This is a genomic window from Arthrobacter sp. NPDC080073 (genome assembly GCF_040686575.1).
In the GTDB taxonomy this organism is placed as follows: Bacteria; Actinomycetota; Actinomycetes; order Actinomycetales; family Micrococcaceae; genus Arthrobacter.
The window spans coordinates 1-18,334 of the sequence record NZ_JBFBKR010000002.1 but is presented as its reverse complement, the minus strand read 5'-3'; the positions used below and the strand labels follow the sequence as shown (position 1 = coordinate 18,334).

Annotated in this window: 21 protein-coding genes; 13 read left to right on the top strand and 8 right to left on the bottom strand. The window is 62.0% G+C overall.

Features of this window, described 5'->3' with window-relative positions:
* Nucleotides 1-64: 64 nt before the first annotated feature.
* Genes AB0O52_RS02255 through AB0O52_RS02240 form a run of 4 tightly spaced genes read right to left on the bottom strand, consistent with a single transcriptional unit; the run spans nucleotide 65 to nucleotide 4,034 of the window.
* Nucleotides 65-1,231, bottom strand: a complete 1,167-nt coding sequence (locus tag AB0O52_RS02255) for a Gfo/Idh/MocA family oxidoreductase (protein WP_364532779.1) — start codon at nucleotides 1,229-1,231, stop codon at nucleotides 65-67.
* Between the two features lie 25 nt (nucleotides 1,232-1,256).
* A complete protein-coding gene (locus AB0O52_RS02250) occupies nucleotides 1,257-2,117 on the bottom strand; it encodes a sugar phosphate isomerase/epimerase (protein WP_364532776.1) in 861 nt (286 codons plus the stop codon).
* A 40-nt stretch (nucleotides 2,118-2,157) separates the two neighbouring features.
* Nucleotides 2,158-3,165 carry a Gfo/Idh/MocA family oxidoreductase gene (locus AB0O52_RS02245; protein WP_364532773.1) on the bottom strand — a complete coding sequence of 336 codons (1,008 nt, stop codon included), beginning with the start codon at nucleotides 3,163-3,165 and terminating at the stop codon, nucleotides 2,158-2,160.
* A 41-nt stretch (nucleotides 3,166-3,206) separates the two neighbouring features.
* Nucleotides 3,207-4,034 carry a sugar phosphate isomerase/epimerase family protein gene (locus tag AB0O52_RS02240; RefSeq protein ID WP_364533758.1) on the bottom strand — a complete coding sequence of 276 codons (828 nt, stop codon included), beginning with the start codon at nucleotides 4,032-4,034 and terminating at the stop codon, nucleotides 3,207-3,209.
* A gap of 285 nt (nucleotides 4,035-4,319) precedes the next feature.
* On the opposite strand from AB0O52_RS02240, the gene AB0O52_RS02235 reads away from it, so the two are divergent.
* The 7 genes from AB0O52_RS02235 (at nucleotide 4,320) to AB0O52_RS02205 (ending at nucleotide 11,250) form a co-directional block, all read left to right on the top strand.
* Nucleotides 4,320-4,445 (top strand): hypothetical protein, encoded by a 126-nt coding sequence (locus tag AB0O52_RS02235; RefSeq protein ID WP_364532771.1) that lies wholly within the window; start codon nucleotides 4,320-4,322, stop codon nucleotides 4,443-4,445.
* Nucleotides 4,446-4,504: 59 nt separating this feature from the next.
* Nucleotides 4,505-5,470 (top strand): ThiF family adenylyltransferase, encoded by a 966-nt coding sequence (locus AB0O52_RS02230; RefSeq protein WP_364532768.1) that lies wholly within the window; start codon nucleotides 4,505-4,507, stop codon nucleotides 5,468-5,470.
* Nucleotides 5,467-6,735, top strand: coding sequence for a hypothetical protein (locus AB0O52_RS02225; RefSeq protein WP_364532765.1), 1,269 nt, complete (start codon nucleotides 5,467-5,469; stop codon nucleotides 6,733-6,735). The genes AB0O52_RS02230 and AB0O52_RS02225 overlap by 4 nt, the downstream gene beginning before the upstream one ends.
* Nucleotides 6,732-7,847 (top strand): cupin domain-containing protein, encoded by a 1,116-nt coding sequence (locus AB0O52_RS02220; protein WP_364532762.1) that lies wholly within the window; start codon nucleotides 6,732-6,734, stop codon nucleotides 7,845-7,847. Before AB0O52_RS02225 ends, AB0O52_RS02220 begins: the two co-directional genes overlap by 4 nt.
* Nucleotides 7,844-9,118 (top strand): MFS transporter, encoded by a 1,275-nt coding sequence (locus AB0O52_RS02215; RefSeq protein ID WP_364532759.1) that lies wholly within the window; start codon nucleotides 7,844-7,846, stop codon nucleotides 9,116-9,118. The genes AB0O52_RS02220 and AB0O52_RS02215 overlap by 4 nt, the downstream gene beginning before the upstream one ends.
* A 63-nt stretch (nucleotides 9,119-9,181) precedes the next feature.
* Nucleotides 9,182-9,745, top strand: a complete 564-nt coding sequence (locus AB0O52_RS02210) for a gluconokinase (RefSeq protein WP_364532756.1) — start codon at nucleotides 9,182-9,184, stop codon at nucleotides 9,743-9,745.
* A 62-nt stretch (nucleotides 9,746-9,807) separates the two neighbouring features.
* Entirely contained in the window at nucleotides 9,808-11,250 is a 1,443-nt protein-coding gene (locus tag AB0O52_RS02205) for a gluconate:H+ symporter (RefSeq protein WP_364533755.1), read from the top strand.
* A 13-nt stretch (nucleotides 11,251-11,263) separates the two neighbouring features.
* On the opposite strand, the gene AB0O52_RS02200 is transcribed toward AB0O52_RS02205, so the two are convergent.
* Both AB0O52_RS02200 and AB0O52_RS02195 read right to left on the bottom strand, forming a co-directional pair.
* Nucleotides 11,264-11,908: an NAD(P)-binding domain-containing protein gene (locus AB0O52_RS02200; protein ID WP_364532753.1), complete on the bottom strand. Its 645-nt coding sequence runs from the start codon at nucleotides 11,906-11,908 to the stop codon at nucleotides 11,264-11,266.
* Between the two features lie 93 nt (nucleotides 11,909-12,001).
* Nucleotides 12,002-13,141: a phosphatase domain-containing protein gene (locus AB0O52_RS02195; protein WP_364532750.1), complete on the bottom strand. Its 1,140-nt coding sequence runs from the start codon at nucleotides 13,139-13,141 to the stop codon at nucleotides 12,002-12,004.
* A gap of 219 nt (nucleotides 13,142-13,360) precedes the next feature.
* Here AB0O52_RS02195 and AB0O52_RS02190 point away from each other — a divergent pair, with 219 nt between their 5' ends.
* The 3 genes from AB0O52_RS02190 to AB0O52_RS02180 all read left to right on the top strand — a co-directional run bounded on the left by AB0O52_RS02190 (nucleotide 13,361) and on the right by AB0O52_RS02180 (nucleotide 15,287).
* Nucleotides 13,361-13,801, top strand: a complete 441-nt coding sequence (locus AB0O52_RS02190) for a VOC family protein (RefSeq protein WP_364532747.1) — start codon at nucleotides 13,361-13,363, stop codon at nucleotides 13,799-13,801.
* 155 nt (nucleotides 13,802-13,956) lie between these two features.
* On the top strand, nucleotides 13,957-14,148 hold the full coding sequence (locus AB0O52_RS02185) for a hypothetical protein (RefSeq protein ID WP_364532744.1): 192 nt from the start codon (nucleotides 13,957-13,959) through the stop codon (nucleotides 14,146-14,148).
* Nucleotides 14,149-14,270: 122 nt separating this feature from the next.
* On the top strand, nucleotides 14,271-15,287 hold the full coding sequence (locus AB0O52_RS02180) for a LacI family DNA-binding transcriptional regulator (protein WP_364532741.1): 1,017 nt from the start codon (nucleotides 14,271-14,273) through the stop codon (nucleotides 15,285-15,287).
* 105 nt (nucleotides 15,288-15,392) lie between these two features.
* Here AB0O52_RS02180 and AB0O52_RS02175 read toward each other — a convergent pair whose 3' ends face one another.
* Nucleotides 15,393-15,566: a MerR family transcriptional regulator gene (locus AB0O52_RS02175; RefSeq protein ID WP_364532738.1), complete on the bottom strand. Its 174-nt coding sequence runs from the start codon at nucleotides 15,564-15,566 to the stop codon at nucleotides 15,393-15,395.
* Nucleotides 15,567-15,728: 162 nt separating this feature from the next.
* On the opposite strand from AB0O52_RS02175, the gene AB0O52_RS02170 reads away from it, so the two are divergent.
* Nucleotides 15,729-16,154 carry an Hsp20/alpha crystallin family protein gene (locus AB0O52_RS02170; protein WP_364532735.1) on the top strand — a complete coding sequence of 142 codons (426 nt, stop codon included), beginning with the start codon at nucleotides 15,729-15,731 and terminating at the stop codon, nucleotides 16,152-16,154.
* Nucleotides 16,155-16,407: 253 nt separating this feature from the next.
* Nucleotides 16,408-16,782, top strand: coding sequence for a hypothetical protein (locus AB0O52_RS02165; protein ID WP_364532732.1), 375 nt, complete (start codon nucleotides 16,408-16,410; stop codon nucleotides 16,780-16,782).
* Between the two features lie 130 nt (nucleotides 16,783-16,912).
* Here AB0O52_RS02165 and AB0O52_RS02160 read toward each other — a convergent pair whose 3' ends face one another.
* Nucleotides 16,913-17,269, bottom strand: a complete 357-nt coding sequence (locus AB0O52_RS02160; RefSeq protein ID WP_364532729.1) for a hypothetical protein — start codon at nucleotides 17,267-17,269, stop codon at nucleotides 16,913-16,915.
* Nucleotides 17,270-17,745: 476 nt separating this feature from the next.
* Between AB0O52_RS02160 and AB0O52_RS02155 the strand changes: the two genes are divergently transcribed.
* A complete protein-coding gene (locus AB0O52_RS02155) occupies nucleotides 17,746-17,991 on the top strand; it encodes a hypothetical protein (protein WP_364532726.1) in 246 nt (81 codons plus the stop codon).
* Nucleotides 17,992-18,334: the final 343 nt, after the last annotated feature.

Here is an 18,334-nt window from a genome sequence, read left to right as displayed (position 1 = left end):
TTCGGCCGGCGACCGCCCTGCTTGAGTGCGCTGCTGACGTCCCCCGCTTGAGTGCGCTGCTGATTTACGAGCGCTCGGCGAACTTGCCTTCTTCGCTGATGCGCTTGTTGAGCTCGCGCATGTATTCCTCCTCGTCGAAGTCGAGGGAGACCTCCTTGCCGGTCCAGCTCGACAGGTGGATGGCGTTGGCAAGCCGGACGCCTTTGATTCCGTCCGAGCCGGGTGCCAAAAGCGGCGTGCCGTCCAGGATGTTGGCCGCGAAGTTCTCCAGGACGCCTGCGTGCTGTCCGCCCCAGGCCGACTCGAACTCGATGACCTCGGTGGTGTAGTAGTCCTCGGCCTTCAATTCGCCCATGAAGAGCTTGCGGACATCGTCGATGTCCATGCCGTCGCTGAGTTCGCGCTCGGGCTTGACCAGTCGGGTGACCGTGGCGGTCTTGCTGTTTTCCACCACGATCTTGCCCTGGTCGCCCAGGATCTCGAAGCGGTCCGTGCCCACGAGGTCGTGCGTGGCCGTGACGAAGACGCCGGTGGCGCCGTTGCCGTAGTCCACGACGGCGGTGACCTCGTCTTCGACGGCGATGTCCCGGCGGAATCCGTACGCCACCTTGGAGTAGACGGACTTCGGCACGCCGCAGATCCATTGCCACAGGTCGAGCTGGTGGGGTGCCTGGTTGACCAGGACACCGCCGCCTTCGCCGCCCCACGTGGCGCGCCATTCGCTGGAGTTGTAGTAGCCCTGCGGACGCCACCAGTTGGTGATGATCCAGTTGGTGCGGCGGATGGCCCCGATCTCGCCGTTGTCGACGATCTCCTTGAGCTTCTTGTACAGCGGGTTGTTGCGCTGGTTGAACATGATCCCGAAGGAAAGCCCTGGCTTGGAGGCCGCGAACTCATTGAGCTCCTTGACCTGCTTGGTGTAGACACCGGCGGGCTTCTCCACGAGGGCGTGGATATTGCGCTTGAGCGATTCGATGCCCATTTCCGGGTGCAGGTAGTGGGGCACGCAGGTGACGATCGCATCGACGCCGCCGCTTTCAAGCATGGCGATGTAGTCGTCGTAGAAAGGCGCATCAGGGTACCGGGAGGCCGCCAGCTCCCTCTTTGCCGGGTCGGTGTCGCAGATAGCGCCGATCACCATGTTCGGAACCATTCCTTCAGTGATGAACTTGGCGTACGTGCCGCCCTGCTGGCCCAGGCCGATGATGCCAAGGCGTACTTTCTTGCTCATGAGTGGATCTTTCGTTGTTGTGCGATTAGAAGAGGTCTGCGTGGCCCATGGCCACCAGGTTGTCGTAGGAAGTCTGCAGCGCTTCCCACACCGTCCGGCCGTAGAGCTCGTCCTGTTCCACGAGCAAGTACTGCGCGCCGGCAGCCTGGGCCGCCGGAATGATGGACGGGAAGTCAAGGTTGCCTTCCCCCACTTCGGCGAACTGGACCACGTTTTTGAACTCGGCCATGAAGCCCGCGATGTCCCCCGTTTCCAGGAGCCCGAAGGCCTGCTCCGGCAACTCGCCGATACGGTAGTCCTTCAGGTGCACCGTGGCAGTGCGTCCGGCGTATTTGGCCAGGATCCGGACAGGGTCCAGTCCGCCGCGCTGCACCCAGTGCACGTCGATCTCCATGCCCATGGCCGGAGAGTTTTCGGCAATGATGTCCAGCATGTACTTGCCGTCGAACTTCGCGAACTCGATGTGGTGGTTGTGGTAGTACAGGCCGATGCCATGTTCCCGAAGGTTTTCGGCGTATTCGTTGGCTTGCTTCGCGAAGTCCACAACTGCGTCAATCGATTTCATGGCAGGGAACGGCATCATGCCGATCCGCAGGAGGTGGGTGTCCAACCGCCTTGCGTCGTCAACGATCTTGGCGAAATGGTCCTTGAGGGAGTCGCCGGGCATACCCTTCGGCGTCTCCATGGCAACCGAAAGGGCCGCGATGTCCATGCCCAGTTCGCTGCGCGAACGGTCCAGTTCGGCAACGTTTTCCGGGGTCATCGGGATCTGGGAGATCTCGACGGCGTTGTACCCGATCGCGCTGACCTTGCGGAGCGTTTCAAACGCCCCTGCTTCGGCAAAGCTGCCCTTCAGCATCATTGCCTGTACGCCGATTTTGGCCACTATGTCCTCCGTTGGTTCCGGGCCCTCGTGGGCCGCGTGGTTAGCCCACCTGCCCGGAGATCTCCGGGTAGCTCTGGGCATAGATCTCTTTGACGATCCTGAGCGACTTTTCGGCTTCCGCGGGGCTGATCCAGAACGGAGCAGGGTCCCCGAGCTTGGCGTAGAAGTCCTTGATCAGGAGTTCGTGGGATACGCCCCAGTACGCACGCCCACCCGATTCCAAGGCACGTTCCGGGACAGTTTCCTGGGTGCCGTCGGCGTAGCTGACAACAAGGTCGCCCCGGAGGCTGAGGGTGGCGTTCTCGGTCACGATGTCGAGCGTCACCGGTGCGTTCGTTGCGTTGGCCAGGGTGGCATAGAAGACGCTGGTGGCACCATTCGCGTGGCCGGCGATGAATTCCGCCGTGTCCTCCACTTCGATCACGCCGCCGAGCGAGCGCGTGGAGGCGTGGCCTTCCACCTTGGTCACGTCGCCTACCAGCCACTGGAGCAGGTCCACCGTGTGGATGGCCTGGTTCATCATGAGGCCGCCGCCTCCTTCGGCCCAGGTCCCGCGCCACGGCCTGTCCCGGTAGTACTCGGCCGTCCGGTGCCACATCACGGTTGCCGAGGCGCCCAGAACCTGGCCCAGCCTGCCGTCGTCGAGCAGTCTCCGTATGGCCTGCGACGTCGCGTTGTAGCGGTTCTGGAAACATACGGCGATCTTCGCCGTGCTCCGTTCAGCCGCCTCGACCAGCCGGCGCCCCTCTTCAAGGGTGTGAGCGAGCGGCTTCTCGACAATCACACTGACGCCGCGCTCAAGGCAGACCGCGGCCAGCGAAGCGTGCAGGTGGTGCGGGGTGCAGACGTGCACGACGTCGGGCCTCACCGCATCGAGCATCTCCAGGTAGTCCGCGTACCCCGCCACGCCGTAGGCGTCCGTTGCCGCCTGGAGGCGTCCGGCGTCCGTGTCACAGACTGCCACGAGTTCAACGTCGTCCAGCTTGGCGATCGCTCCGAAGTGCACGCTCGATACATCGCCGCAACCGATGACTGCTGCTGTAGGCATTCTTCTCCTCGAAAGATGTTTTTCTTTGAACCTACAGGCCCTCAGGCGAGGGCAACACCGTTCTTGGCTGCCAGTGCCGCAAAGGCGCGCGCCGCAGCGCCGAAGGCGACGGGTCCGGAGAATCCGCCCAGTTCGTGGGTGCTTGCAAGGTGCGGTTCCAGCGATGCGAAGCCGGCAAAGCCGTCGGCCTTGAGCGCGGCGATGGTGGCGTCCAGTTCGCCGTCGCCTTCACCGGCAGGCACCACTTCACCTGTACCGGCGACCGCATCCTTGACCTGGAAGTACTCCAGGTAGGGGCGCAGCACGGCATAACCCTCGGTGTACGGCTTGACGCCCACTTGGACAAAGTTGGCGCTGTCCCAGGCAACGCGCAGCGAGGGGGAATCCACGGTCTCCATGATGTCCAGGACGCGCTCGGGCGTGTCGCCGTAGATGCCCTTTTCGTTTTCGTGCAGGAGTACGACGCCGGACGCGGCCGCCTCGTTCGTGAGTGCGGTCAGGCGCTCCATCACTAAGTCGCGGATGTCTTTGTGGCTCTGCCCTTCGGCCCGGTAGAAGGAGAAGATGCGGATGTATTTGGTATCGAGGCCCTTGGCCACCGAAATGATTTGCCGCAGCCGGGCGAGCTCATGTTCCACGGGAACACTGACGTCGATCTTGCCGATGGGGCTCGCGACCGCGGAAACCTTCAAGCCCTTCTCGTCCAGGATGGCCTTGAGCCGCTCGACTTTTTCCTGCTCGAGTTCCGAAACGTTGGTGCCCCATGCGCTGCGCACTTCGATATGGCTGGCACCGAGGGCTTGCAGTACGGCGGCCTGGACCGCGGGATCGGGATCTACTTCGTCGCCGAAACCGGACAGGCTCCACATGGCATTGGTTTCAGTCACGGAAATCTCCTTTGGATCCGTTCGCCCGCACGGCGGCATATGGCGCCAAGTGGTAGTTCGCGGGCATGCGTTCGCCTTGAGTCTAGCCACCTTGGCACCCGTTTGACAACCGATTGCCAAATATTGGCAACTAGCCTGCGCGCGTCAACCGATCGGGCGCCCGATGAATCTGACAAGACGTAGCTTAGAAAAATCAGGTCGACCGGTTTGTTTTTGCTCAACGATGTCCGTAGTGTCAAACCTGGACAGGGAAGTCCGTTCCCGTCCGTGCTTGAACGCACAGCGATTAGCGGCGCGAATTACCTCGGGAGGAGGTGCAGCATGGAGACCACTTCGTTCGAGATCGAAGAGGCGTCGATCGAAATCGACACCCTTATTGTCCACCGCAGCTGAGGCGGTACAACCAGGGGGTGCGCATGCGTGCGCACCCCCTGTCTTGAGAAGAGACACGGATGAAATACACTCTGACGCCTGGTTGGACCGTGGTCCAAACTGCGACGCGAATCGTGCTCAGCTCCGAAGAAACCGAGCTGAGGATCAGGTTGGATAAAAACGTTACGGCAGCCATGAGGAAACTTCTTGCAGGCTGGGCGCCAAACGAGGTGCCTGAGTTGGAACCGCTCCGAGCGGAGCTTGCCCGGCGCGGTATCCTCCGACCTCGGGCAATCGCCCCCATCCCAGAGCAAGAACGGCAAATCGAGTACTGGCGGGCATTCACCGACGACGCGGTCGGTGCCGTTTCAAACGTATGCTCGTCGACTGTTGCGATCGTTGGAGTGGGTGGTATCGGCGCAGTAGTTCTTCAGCATCTCGTCGGAGCTGGAGTGCGCCAGTTTCGGCTCCTCGACGCCGACGATGTCGAACTATCAAATCTCAATCGCCAATTCATCTATGGTCAGTCCTCGGTCGGTAGTCAGAAGGTCGACGCCGCGCGCGCTTACGTAATTGACCGAGTCCCCGCCGCAAACGTTTCCGTGCTTGCAGCCAGTTGGGACCCCAACTCATCTCAACAAAGATCGTTCGTTTCACAAGGTGTGGACTTCGTTGTCGCAGCCATAGATAAGCCTACGATTGAGTCGGCGATCGCCATACTGCAAGTATCTTGGTCGGCTCAGGTGCCTTCGATACTTGCCACCGTTGGCTTGCATAGGTCCCTCGTAAGCCCAGTCTTCTCGCCTGAACTTAGTCCCAAAGCCCCCCGCGACGTCTTTCCGGCAGCTCAGTTTCGCAATTCTGGACAACCCTTTCAAGCATCCCATGGACCCACAAACACGTTCCCAGCGGCCATCGCTGCAGACCAGATATTGCACCATCTGGCGGGACTGGATCATTTTGTCGAGTACGAAAAGGCATTGATTATTCGACGAACTCCGGACGGAGCCCCTCGCGCTACCCGGGTGGACACGGTTCAGCTATGAACGCGACCGTATCCATCGAGATCGATACCGTACCTTCCCAATACAGAACGTCCCGGGAGTTCACCGGCTTACTACTCGATCGACAACTCCATCGACCTCTGTTTCGCGAGGCCGGTCCCGATCTCGCCCCAGACCTGCTATCTCATCATGACCAGCTTGGACCCAAAGAATGGGTTTTTCGTATTTCAGATGACGCACGCTGGCAGGAGAGCGAAGCTGTTTCCGCGCACGATGTTGCCAGAAGATTGGCCCAGGTGGTTGACCTCCCCCAGTTGGTGTGGGTCCGTGCCCTCTTAAGCGCTTGCCGGGTTCACGATGCCCGAACACTCAGTGTGACCACTCGACAAAGGGTCGTGCTGCTCGACCGAATATTCGCCAGTCCCCTTTTCGCCCCACGGCACCCGGGCAGCTCTTCCGGAAATTATCGCATTGCTCGAGTACAACGGAACCGAGCGATCCTGGAGCCAAACGAGTGGACCAGTGGATCGGTCATCGAACTGGTGACGACTTCTTCTCGCGAAGAAGGCCGTCGGCAATTTAGGGATGGCCGGCTTGATATTGGCTGGGGGATCGGGGTTCCCCCGTCGTTTTGGTCAGTCGAGGATCCGGGCCCGTTTTCGGAGTCCCACCAGCTCGACATGCATGTGATCGTTACCGCAGGGCGAAACCTTCCCCAGACGACGGCCAGCGAGATCCTCTCCCAGTGCGGGCTTTCCGATGGCACCAATTTCGGCCTCAAACGAACATTTACGCGATTCTCGAGCGAGTATGAATCGCCGCCACCCTCATGCGCTGCGCCTCGCGTCGCATCAGACCGCTGGCCGCTGTACTTCACGGATTTCCCCCCGAATCGTGAGATCGCCACGGAATTAGCGAGGACCCTTGGAAACCAGCTGATACCAACCGTGATCCCTTACGAAGACTACATAGCCGGTGCGATACCGAGGGATGGATTCTCGCTCCAAATCCATTCTTCGCAATTCCCGGACGACGCTGGCCTCCTCGTCGAAAGCGCAGTCGTCGCCAATGGATCCGTCCCCGGGGCAGCAAAAATTCGCGAGCTCTCTGAGGCGATGTGGGGCACAGAGAGCCCCGTTGAACGTCGACAGATCGCGAAGGACATTGAACGACCGCTCGATTCCGTCTTGCGTAGGGCAGTCATTGGACGATTGCTCACACGGTTCCGGTGCGAATCAGCGCTGAACTTCCCAAGGAGCGGATTGTTCGACTTCAGCCTGTTAGAACCTAGAAAGGCAAATCGATGAAAATAAGCGACCTTTCGGCGCAAATCGTGGCCCTTGCAGCCGGACGTGGCGCAGAGCGGTTCACCGCCGGAAGCGTTCCACCTGAGACGGCAAGTAGCCTCCTTTCGCCGGAACGCCTTGGCGACCTTCTTGCCCATCCCCTAGTTAGGTATCCACAAGTTCGGGTCGCCTCGTCAGGAAAACCTGTCCCCTCAAGTGAGTACGTCGAATCGAGGCGGATTGGTACCCAATGGATCCAGGATGGTATTGACGCCCGTTGCGTCGCCCGCTGGCTCACACGGGGCGCCACTATCACGCTGGACTCACTTGAATACCTGTCTGATCCCATAAGAGAGATTTGCGGTCATCTCAGCGATGAACTCGGCATGCAGGCGACGGCCACGGCTTATGTAACCCCTCCGGGCCGCCAAGGGCTTAGCCCGCACACAGACGAAGAGGACGTGTTCGTGCTCCAGACATTTGGAACCAAAAGGTGGACAGTCGATAACGACCAGCGGCAGGAAATTGCCACAGCATCGGGATTCCCCTTCAACGAACAGATGAAACAGGTTCGACCGCGGGTGCTCAGCGCCGGAAACATGTTCTTCATGCCAGCTGGAACGCCGCATGTCGCAACGACCCAGGAGAACCTCTCGATCCACATCACGTTCTCGGTCGAACGTCCTCGCGTTCGCCACATCCTCGACGACGCTGTCAATCGCGTCGTGTCTGACATACCCGACTTAAGGAAACTGCAATCGTGGGGCACAGAGCAGCCGGACGTTTCAGCGTTTCTCGGAGCACTCGAACTTGAATTGACGAAGCCGCAGCCATACAAGGTCCCGCACGTGTTGCATCATCTGCCCTTCACTTCCTGGGCAAATCTATACAACGAACGAAACCGGATCCGACTGAAGGAGGACGCAACCGTCACGAAGACTGAAGACGGATTCTCATTCTCGTTCGAGGAATTCACAGTGAAGGTAAATTCGGCAGTGGGGACACAACTTGAGCGGCTGGAGCTTGAGCGCTGGGTGACCTTCAGTTCTGGGATTGACAACGAGCTTAAGGAGGTTCTCTTCCACTTAGCTGGCCGAAATGTGGTTGAAGTCGGAGCGCTGACTTCAAAATGACTGATCAAATAGAGCGCAGCTCCGCCAAGCTCTGGAATCGCGATTTCAGCACACTGTGGTGGAGCGAAGCCGTATCGTTCTTCGGAAGCCAGCTCACCCTGTTCGCGATTCCCATCGTGGCGCTCCAGATCCTTGACTCTTCCGCCTCGGACGTCGCGTGGATCAACACGGCAGCAGGACTGGGAACGGTGGTCTTTCTCGGGCTGCTGGGACCCTGGACCGATAAGGTGCGCAGGACGCGGTTCATGTCCGTGATGTCGGGACTTCGAGCACTGGTCCTCAGCGCGATGGCAGTTCTGTTTCTCATGGGAAACCTTTCACTGCTCGCCCTCGTAATTGCGGCTTTCCTGGTGTCGGGCTTGACCGGGCTCTACGACAGCGCCTTCGCAGCCCTTCTCCCGAGCGTCGCCCATCGTTCCAAACTGACGACGGCGAACACCTGGGTCGCGGGAATCAGATCCGCTGGCGACATTGGTGCTGGAGCGACGGCCGGAATACTCCTGCAGCTGCTCTCACCTGTGGCCCTCTTTATTTCGGATGCACTCACGTACTTGGTGTCAGCGCTTGCGGTTGGCCGGATCCGGGAAGAGCGACAGGCGCCACCGCAGACATTCACTTTCAGGGGCTACTTCTTGTCGCTGGGTTCAGGATTCGCAATTCTCGTACGGGATCGCGTGATGCGGCCAGTCACCTTGTCGATTGCCCATTTCAACCTATTCACCGCGGCGATCCAGCCGGTTTATGTCACACATGCACTGCGGACTGGATCGATGACGCCGGCCGAGATCGGAATCGCTGGAGCCATCGGTGGAATCATCGGCCTGCTCTCCATGATGGCCGCACCCTGGGTCTGGGACAGGTTTCGGCCTGTCCGGGCACTCATGGCAACTTTCATGCTCCCAGCCCTCGCAGGCCTCGGCATGCTTTTACTCACGCCTGGACAAGTCGTCGCGAACGTACTTCTCCTCGGGCTTTCGCTCGGTTTCTGGGCGTCTTGCGTGATGGTCAACATCACCGGAACCGAAACACTCAAACAGCTTCTTATTCCACACGAAGCCCTCGGAAGATTCTCATCCGCCAGCAGGGTCCTCACGTGGGGTATCGACCCGATCGGCGCTGCTCTGGCCGGCGTTCTGGCCCTGTTCCTTCCGACCGGTGCCGTACTCGCCGCGGCGAGCTCCGGCGTCGTGATTTCAGCTTGCTGGATTGCCGCCTCCGGTGCCGTTCGAGAATTGCCGCTCCTGTCCCAGATCGAACAGCGCCCCGAATAAGCGCCGTCAGGCCGCTGCCATGAGCTATGGCACAGAGGCCCACCTGCTGCCATGATGGGCTCCATGGACCCTCTGGACATGGCGACGCCGCCTCTGGACGAACCCGTTGTGCTGGTTGTCATGGGCGTTTCCGGGTCCGGCAAGTCCACAGTCGCGGCCCTCCTTGCGGGCCGGCTTGGCTGGGCGTTCGAAGAAGGCGATGCCTTGCATCCCCAAACAAACATCGACAAGATGGCAGCGGGACATCCACTCACGGATGAGGACAGATATCCCTGGCTGGAGAAGGTCGCCGAGTGGGTCGACCGGAGGCTGGATCATGGGGAAAACGGCGTCATCACTTGTTCGGCGCTCAAACGGTCTTACCGGAACATCATTAATCGCCGAGGTTCAGGTGTTGTCTTCGTTTTTCTGTCCGGGACGCCCGAGACCATCAGCGCACGGTTGGCCGAACGCCATGGCCATTTCATGCCCGCCAGCATGTTGGGGAGTCAGTTCGCAGACCTTGAGGAGCTGTCCCCGGGTGAGCCCGGAATCCGGATCGACGTGGGTCCGGGTCCGGGAGTGATTGCCCAACAAATCATGGACAAGTTCGGCCTGCGGCCGAGCGGAACAGGACGAGAACCATGAACGGAATCTCCATCCCCGACAGGACCTTCGCCGGGGTCGCCACCGACGCCACCACGGACGCGATGAATCAACCGTGGACCGGCCACGACACCCAAGTCCTTGTGGTGGCGGCCATAGGCATCGCGATAGTCGTCTTGCTGATCGTCTGGGTAAAGATGCATGCTTTCCTGGCCTTGAGCATCGGCGCCCTCTTTGTCGGCATTGCCTCGGGAATCGCCCTGGATAAGGTGACCACGTCCTACGAAAACGGCGTCGGCGGCGTGCTGGGCTACGTTGGCGTGCTCATCGCCTTGGGAGCGATGCTGGGCAAACTCTTGGCCGATTCCGGCGGTGCGGACAAGATCGTGGACACACTTCTCCACGGCCGTCCTGCAACGCTGCCGTGGAAGATGGCGTTGATCGCCGGCATTATCGGTATCCCCATGTTTTTCGAGATCGGGCTCGTGCTTCTCATACCCGTCGTGATGCTCGCCGTCCACCGTTCCAAGGGCCCGGCGATGCGTCTTGGCATTCCGGCCCTGGCGGGCTTGTCGGTACTCCACGGTTTCATCCCACCGCACCCGGGCCCGTTGGCCGCGATCGGCATCCTCCACGCCAATGTCGGCGTGACTCTTGCCTTTGGCCTGCTTATAGCGGTTCCAACCGTCATCATCGCAGGTCCCCTCTTTGGCCGTCTCGCTGCCCGGATCGTACCGATCGGAGCTGCAGGCGCTGGCCTGGCCGTCACCGTCGGAGCCGGTGACAGCCAGTCGGCCAGGTCCCAAGGCCCCGGCGCAAAAGCCGCAGGGTCCCGCGGCGAAGCGCCCGTCGGCAAGGCACAGGATCCACAGGCCACGCGCAGCCCGTCCTTTGCCTGGACCCTGGTGACCTTGCTGTCGCCGTTGGTGCTCATGCTGATCAAAGCCGGGGCAGACATTTGGATGGACAAGAGCGCCGCGCTCCGGCCCTTGCTGGACTTCATCGGCGATCCGGTGTTTGCGCTGCTCGTCGCGGTGCTTCTGGCCATGGTGACTTTTGGTACAAGGGTGGGATTCTCCGCCTCGACCCTGACGAAGAAGATCGGCGAGAGCCTGCTGCCGATTGTCGGGGTCATGCTCATCGTCGGCGCGGGCGGCGGCTTCAAGCAAGTGCTCGTCGACGGCGGTACCGGAACCGCGATCGCCAAAATCGCTGTAGCTGCCAGTCTGTCGGCCCTCGTGCTTGGGTGGATCATCGCAGTGCTCATTCGCCTCGCCACCGGCTCGGCAACTGTTGCTACGGTGACGGCGGCCGGCATCATCGCACCCCTGGCAACCGGCTTGTCGCCGGCTCAGCTGGCGCTGGTTGTACTCGCCATCGGCGCCGGATCGCTGTTCTTCTCCCACGTCAACGATGCCGGCTTCTGGCTGGTCAAGGAATACTTCGGGCTAACTGTAGGGCAAACGATCAAGACCTGGTCGGTCATGGAAACCATAATTTCCGTCGTGGGATTCGGATTCACACTGCTGCTATCCGTTTTCGTTTAGCCAGGCCGGGGGCCTAGAGTGCGGCACGCGCCTCGTCGGCGTTCAAAAGCCTTCCACCAAGCCCGCCGTTCTGGTGAAGGTCGCCTCGCATCAGCTCCAGCCTGCCGGCCGCCCCGAGTCCTCCGGCCTTGACCGGATCAAAGCCAGCGGCACCAATGAGCCTCTCCACCGTTTCGGCCGCCGCGTCGTCGTCGGTTGCGTAAAACAGAACTGCCCGCCCGGATGGCCGGTTGGCGGCAGAACCCAGTGCGTCGGCACCCAACGTGCCGAAAGCCTTCACGAAATGCGCGCCGTCAGGAAGCAGGCTTGCCACGATCGAGGCTGCTGATTGGCCCTCCGGCAGCGTAGTGGTGTAGCCGCCCTGGCCATCAGGCCCGATCGGGTTGGTCGGGTCGATTACCACCTTGCCAGCCAGCGCGTCGGACAATTGGGAGATGAGTTCCTTCTCGGTGTCCAGCCACACGGCCATCAGGACAGCGTCAGCTTGTGCCACGGCATCGGCGACGCTCGCCGAACTCGCCAACGCACCCAGCTCAGCGGCCAACGATTCAGCATGGGATTGATCGCGGGCCGCCAAGACGACCGGCTCGCCGCCCTCAACAAGGTGGCGGGCGACGCTTGACCCGATATTGCCGACTCCGATAATTGCAGTTGTCACGTCAACCTCCGTGCGCGCTTTCATCTCAATCATAGGCGGAGTTGGGCGTCAGAGCTGGGGCGGATTCCTGACACGGCCCGATGGAACTGCTTCTCAGTCGGAACCCTCAGGAACGTCTGCGGACCGGTCGCCGCGCCGGATGATGCCCATTTGCTCGAGCTGGGCCGACATCCCGGCACCGTCCGGAGAGTAGATCCACGGGACCCCAGGGGTGGGCTGGACTGGGGACTTCGACCGCCCGCCGGCGAGCACCGCCTCACTGACGGAAAGCTGGCGGATCGCGATGGCCCTGACGTTCTGCGGATGGCGTTGGGCGAACTCGGCGTAGATGGCCTCGTCGTGCTGTCCGTCATCACCAACCAGCAGCCACTTAACGCCGGGGAACTCCGCCGCGAGGCGTTCCAGAGATGTCCTCTTGTGCTCCTGGCCGCTGCGGAACCAGCGGTCGGGCGTGGGACCCCAATCGGTCAGGAGCATGGGACCCGCGGGATACAAATTGCGGGACAGGAACCTCGACAGGGTCGGTGCGACATTCCAAGCCCCGGTCGACAGATACACCACGGGAGCCGAGGGCGTCGTCCTTACGATCCGCTCGTACAGCACTGCCATGCCCGGTGTCGGGGTCCTCGCGTGTTCATCGAGGACGAAAGTGTTCCAAGCGGCCAGGAACGGACGGGGCAGCGCGGTGACCATCACGGTGTCGTCGATATCGGAGACGACACCGAAGTGTGTATCGTCAGCGACGATCTGCACCGGAGCCTCCACCACCCTGGATTCCCCGGATTGCAGCGTGATCGTATGCCAGCCGGCGTCGAGGGCTACGGGGATATGCGCGTCGACCACGCCTCCGCGGTCCGCTTCGACGTCATGGACGGTGCCCGCGACCGTCACGCGCACGGCGGCGTGTGCCACGGGCGCACTCGTGAAATTGCGCCAGCCGCGCATTCCATCCTGCAATGGTTTGAGCGCACTTGCCTGAGCACCGGTCCCGGTGTCCCTCGCGTCACTGCGGACAACGCGCGCCAACACCCGGACCCAGGAAGTGGTGCCGTAACCGGTGTAAGGGATGACGGTCTCCACCCGACCGCGCCGGATAGCCAGTCGCGTCTGGAACCTGAGCCAGGCATCGTCGAGCCTCAGGGCGAGATGGCGGCGCGCGAGGCCCGGCAGCGTCGGGCTCCCGCTGTCAACGCTGTCGGACAGGGCGCGCGGCTTCACAGGGCGGGGACACATGCGTCCAGTCTTACATGGTCACTCCCCACGCCTACACACAGTTCGTGCGCCAACCGGCAGGCTTGACGGCACCCAGCCGGGCCGCCGGCTCGAATGGAATCCGTACCCGGCAAGGAGCCTGCCGCGCGCGGCAGGAGCCTTTCCCCCCGACGTGGATTCGCCTTAAAGTCCGCGGTAGGCTGCCCCTTGCCTGTGTAAAGAACACTTGGAGGCTTTCCCATGTCGCGAATCGTGCGGTTCGACCACGTCGGTGTCACCGTTCAGGACCTCGACCACGTGACGGCGTTCTTCGTTGGACTCGGGCTCGAGGTCGAGGGCCGGATGTTCGTGGAGGGCGAGTTCATCGACACCGTCATAGCCATCCCCGATTCCCGTACAGAGATCGTCATGCTGCGGACACCTGACGGAGGAACAGGCGTGGAGCTATCCAGCTTCGTCAGGCCGGACCCCGAGCCGGGATCACCCGCCGCGATGGCCAACGAGCTCGGGCTCCGCAGTCTGTCCTTCGAAGTCGACGATCTTCAGGCGCACGTCGACCGGCTGGCCGCGCAGGGATACGGGTTGATCGGCGGCATCGGCCAGTATGAGGGAGCCTGGCGCATGGCCTATGTGCGAGGTCCAGAGGGAATCATCGTCGCCCTGGCCGAGCGGATCAACTGACGCGACCCGCTGATAGTCGGAGCCCGTCATAGCGCGTCGCAGCGCGTCACGCTGAGCAGGTTTTCGGCGCTCCCAACCGACTGCGAGCCAGGGATTCCGGGGTTTCGGAGCAGTGTGGGCGCCAAAAATGTGCGTAGCGTGACGCGGCGTACGCGGTGCTGACGCGGGTGCAGCTCGAGGGCCACCTTGACGCCATGGTCTACGACAAGGCGGTCGAACCCTTGGGCTACGCAGGCATCACCCACTACAGTGCGAGCAAGGCCGCGCTCCTCGGGTTTACGATCTCCCTCGCGGTTGATGGGGTATGGCAGTGCGCGTCAACGCCATCTGCCCCGGGGCCATCATGAATCTAGGCAACCTCTGGTGATGGCTCGAGGTGAGTCAGACACCTCCCTTCTATTAGTTATCAAAATGTAAGGTAGAAAAGACTTCATGTCGTCGGCGCCATTCATCAGAGCAGGTTGTTCATGTGACTCTTCATAAGCCTTCAGGGCGACTTCACTCCATCACGCAGGAAGATGTTGCGCGCGAGGTGGGTGTATCTCGGACACTCGTATCATTTGCCTTCCGCGGAGCCCCTGGCGTGAGCGACGAGACCAAACAGGCAATCTTCGACGCGGCAAAACTTCTGGGCTACCGGCACAATGCAGCCGCTGCAGACCTGGCAAGTAAACGCCCCTCTACCATCGGTCTTTTCCTTCTCGATCTCAGCAATCAGGTCTACGTTGATATTTTCAGCGGGGTGCGCGAGGCCCTCTCCCCCATGAAGAAGCGCCTCATCCTCAGCGTTTCCCACTCCCGTGGCAGCATCGACCAAGGATCGATCGGCTCGCTCATTGAAGCGCGAGTCGGGGTCGTCATCGCGGCGACGCTCCTCGAGCCTGACGCGGAGGTGCAGGAACTCGCCAGGAACGTGCCCCTCGTGAACGTTACGCGGCGCGTGGAAGGCGTTGACAGCGTATATTCAAACGACGTAGCGGGCGCGCGAGCCGCTACAGAGCATCTGCTCAGGCTCGGACACACCCGCATTGCCCACGTGACCGGACCAACGCACCAAGGCCATGAGGAGCGTCGGCAGACCTACGAAAAGGTCATGCGCGAAGCCGGTCTCGTACCGCAAGTGGTGTTTGTCCACGACTACACGCAGGAAGCGGCGCGGCAAGCCTCCGATCAACTCTTCGGCGCATTGGACAGGCCGACCGCCATCTTCGCGCACAACGACGAGATAGCGCTCGGCGTCCGCGAGAGCGCCTACGTACACGGCCTTGAAGTCCCACGGGACCTCTCGCTCGTCGGCTACGACAACTCGAGAATCGCCAGACTCCACGGAATCGATCTGACCTCGGTGGATCTCCACGCGCTTGAGCTTGGACGGACTGCCGGAATCACAGCGCTCGAAAGGCTTGCCAACCCCACCCATCCTGTCATCGAGCGCATGCTCGAGCCACGTCTGGTTGTGCGCAGCTCAACAGCGGCGGCCCCTTAAGTGCTTAACGCGCCCTGGCCATGTCAATGCCCGGGCTAGGAGAAGCTTCTAGGCCACGGTCACATGATGGAGGTCGTGCCCAGCTGAAGACGGCAGGAGCCAGGTTCAACCCCAGGTCCAGCAGCTCACCGATCCGCGCAATGTCACCAGATCGCCCTCGCTGTACTGCCGGGTGCCGCCCAGGGTCCTGCCCGGTATCACCAGCCCCCTGCGCTCGTAGAGGCGCAGGTTTTGGTGCCCCATCCCCACCAGCTCGGCGGCCACGGAAATCGCGTACACACCCCTGCCCGGTCATCGGCGTCGCCCATCGGGTACCTCCAAAATCTCTCCTACCGGGCTTGCCCCGACCCATTCATAGTGCTATAAGAAATATATACCAGCTGCCATAGATCGGCTGGGTTTACAAAGAGGTAAACTGCGATCTGCAAGGAGTGAGAAACCATGCTGATGCGAACAGATCCGTTCCGTGAATTCGACCGGCTGGCCCAGCAGGTATTCGGAACGACGGCACGGCCCGCGGCGATGCCGATGGACGCTTGGCGGGATGGGGACGACTTCGTCGTCGCCTTCGACCTTCCCGGAGTCAACGTGGACTCGGTGGACATCGACGTCGAACAAAACGTGCTGACCGTCAAGGCCGAACGCCCAGACCCGGTGGGTGAGAACACGGAACTGATCGCCTCCGAGCGTCCCCGCGGCGTCTTCAGCCGCCAGCTCATCCTCGGCGAAGCGCTCGATACCGACGGCGTGAAGGCAAACTACGACGGCGGCGTCCTGACTCTGCGGATCCCGGTGGCGGAGAAGGCAAAGCCGCGCCGCATCGAAATCGAAACCTCCGGAAACCAGCGCCAGGAGATCAGTGCCTGAGGATCGAAGTGGCTTCCCGGACCGGGAGCACCGAAGCGGCCAACACGCAAGAGGGTGATGGAGTACATAGACCACGCCACAGCGCGGGTAGCGCAAGAGATAGAGGCCCCAAGGACGACTCCCGCAACGATGGTCCCCGGCTGAACGGACCGGGGACCATCCCTGTCCCCAACCCATGAAGCTACCCGTTGAGCCGGCGCATCCCCACTGACCACCGGCTGCCGCCCGAACCACACCTGACCAAGGAGACCCAATGAGCGCCTGGCGTCCGTACGACAGCCAGTTGTTGCCCGCGTTCTACGAACGCTTCGAGAAGCGGTGGGGCACGGGAACAGCACCGTTCCTGGACCCCGAAACCCACGAACAACCCATGCCCCGGGCCCAATGGATCAATGTCGACACCGGCGCCGCGGTCGCGGTCGTCCCGATCTGGACCGAAGACCCCCAGCACCGCTCCTTCGGGGTGTTCTACCTGCCACCGGCCGGCGACATCTGGGTCCTACGCCCCGGCTACACCAACTACCTCGAAACCGACCCCAAGAACCCCGAGCAAGCCACCCTGCGCAACGACGCCTTCAGAAAAGCCGTCGCCCACGCCAAGGAATTCATCTACGGAACCCAACCCTGAACCGCACCCGGACCGGGCAACCGTCAGCGAACCCGGAGGGCTACCACGACCCGCAACAAATCAGCCGGTTCCTCCAGGACTGCACTCTCCACGATGGGGCGGGCCGTTCACGACCCGGCTCCGCTGCGTTCTACGGGCTCTGCGTGGGCTGGTGCGCCCTGAACCGGAAAGTCCCCATGCCCGACCATGCGTTCCGGACCGGGCTGCGTCTGGCCGCGGTCTGCGCACGGAAAGTGCCAATGACGCCAACGACCGGGCCGAGCCCCGGAAGGAGAACAACCCGGCCCGCATCCCCCGCGAGCTGGGCGGCACGGAGGTTCGGCTGCAGGTTCAGCAGACTGCCGCGGGCATTGAGGTAGACGTGCCAGTCGCCCCGGGAAATTGATTCGGCCCCGCCTCCGAGCAGCCGCCACAGCCCTCTGGAAAGAAACGGAACAGCAAGACCGGTTGTTCCCGCCGGGGACCTGGAACGGTTCAAGGAATTCATCGAGGGCCGGGAAGTAGAGAGCGGGGCCGGCCCTGCAACCCGGGGTCAGGTCACCCGTACACCGGATCCTTCCGTGACTGCGCCTCCTCGACTCCGGATGAGTTCCCGGCTGCCCTTCTTTCCTTTCTTCCTTCTTTCCTACCTGGCTGCCCGACTGCCCTGGACGGAGAACACTGGTCCGTGACCATCGCCCGTCGAGCCGGTTCCGGAATCAACGCCGGATCTGCGGCGTTAATTTTCATGCGGCAAATAGTCGCAGGAAGGAACAGGATGAGCAGGAGGAGAGGGAACCTCGAGGTGGTCGAGGACGATGCCGGCAAGGCCACCACCTATCGCCGGCATCCTCACGGGGGAGGCTTGATCGGGCCCGGGTAGCGGCGGATTCATTCATCGCTGAAACAACCTACGTCGAGGCCGGAGCCTGTGTCGGCTCCGGATGCCGGGTCGGCCGGGGAGGCTGGATCGATCGGCAGGCGGTGATCGCTGACCTTGTCTTCATTGGGGACGATGTCTACGTTGGCCGCGGAGCGGTGCTGGGAAGCAGGGTGCGCGTCGGCAGCCATTCGCGCATCGGCGCTGGGGCACGCATCGGCCAGGGAGTAGTGCTGCACGGGGACAGCCTGGTGCCCGACGGCGCCAGCATCCCCGACGCCGGGCGTCCCCGAGGCGCCTCGCCGCACAACCGCAAGTCCCACAGCCAGGACTCCGGGCTGGCAGCCTAGACCCCCTTTGACGCGGGCCTGGAGGATTCATGCCGGCGAAAGGTACAGGGAGGCCCCATAGGCGCAGCTCCCCGCCGTCACATACTTGCCGGTCCGGAGAAGGGCTCCTGCCCGCATGCGCGGCACGGCCCGGCACCGCCTTTCGTGGCAGGCCGCGGAAACGGCGGTTCCGGGCCGTGTGGCCGCTCTTCCGGTCCCTGATCCCGCCCAAAAACACAAGCGGATTCCTTGCGCCATCCTCAATCAACTGCTATAAAAAATCTATACCGGCCACCATAGCAAACCGGGCGGCTGAAGGAAATGATCGCACCGATCTGCAAGGAGTGAGGAATGACCATCCTGA

Bases quoted from the DNA above. Each gene is read 5' to 3' on its own strand.
- AB0O52_RS02240 (WP_364533758.1), bottom strand. From the start codon at position 4,034: ATGTGGAGCCTGTCCGGTTTCGGCGACGAAGTAGATCCCGATCCCGCG.
- AB0O52_RS02210 (WP_364532756.1), top strand. From the start codon at position 9,182: ATGGACCCTCTGGACATGGCGACGCCGCCTCTGGACGAACCCGTTGTG.
- AB0O52_RS02170 (WP_364532735.1), top strand. From the start codon at position 15,729: ATGCTGATGCGAACAGATCCGTTCCGTGAATTCGACCGGCTGGCCCAG.
- AB0O52_RS02205 (WP_364533755.1), top strand. From the start codon at position 9,808: ATGAATCAACCGTGGACCGGCCACGACACCCAAGTCCTTGTGGTGGCG.
- AB0O52_RS02255 (WP_364532779.1), bottom strand. From the start codon at position 1,231: ATGAGCAAGAAAGTACGCCTTGGCATCATCGGCCTGGGCCAGCAGGGC.
- AB0O52_RS02215 (WP_364532759.1), top strand. From the start codon at position 7,844: ATGACTGATCAAATAGAGCGCAGCTCCGCCAAGCTCTGGAATCGCGAT.
- AB0O52_RS02245 (WP_364532773.1), bottom strand. From the start codon at position 3,165: ATGCCTACAGCAGCAGTCATCGGTTGCGGCGATGTATCGAGCGTGCAC.
- AB0O52_RS02230 (WP_364532768.1), top strand. From the start codon at position 4,505: ATGAAATACACTCTGACGCCTGGTTGGACCGTGGTCCAAACTGCGACG.
- AB0O52_RS02165 (WP_364532732.1), top strand. From the start codon at position 16,408: ATGAGCGCCTGGCGTCCGTACGACAGCCAGTTGTTGCCCGCGTTCTAC.
- AB0O52_RS02225 (WP_364532765.1), top strand. From the start codon at position 5,467: ATGAACGCGACCGTATCCATCGAGATCGATACCGTACCTTCCCAATAC.
- AB0O52_RS02220 (WP_364532762.1), top strand. From the start codon at position 6,732: ATGAAAATAAGCGACCTTTCGGCGCAAATCGTGGCCCTTGCAGCCGGA.
- AB0O52_RS02195 (WP_364532750.1), bottom strand. From the start codon at position 13,141: ATGTGTCCCCGCCCTGTGAAGCCGCGCGCCCTGTCCGACAGCGTTGAC.
- AB0O52_RS02160 (WP_364532729.1), bottom strand. From the start codon at position 17,269: ATGAATTCCTTGAACCGTTCCAGGTCCCCGGCGGGAACAACCGGTCTT.
- AB0O52_RS02190 (WP_364532747.1), top strand. From the start codon at position 13,361: ATGTCGCGAATCGTGCGGTTCGACCACGTCGGTGTCACCGTTCAGGAC.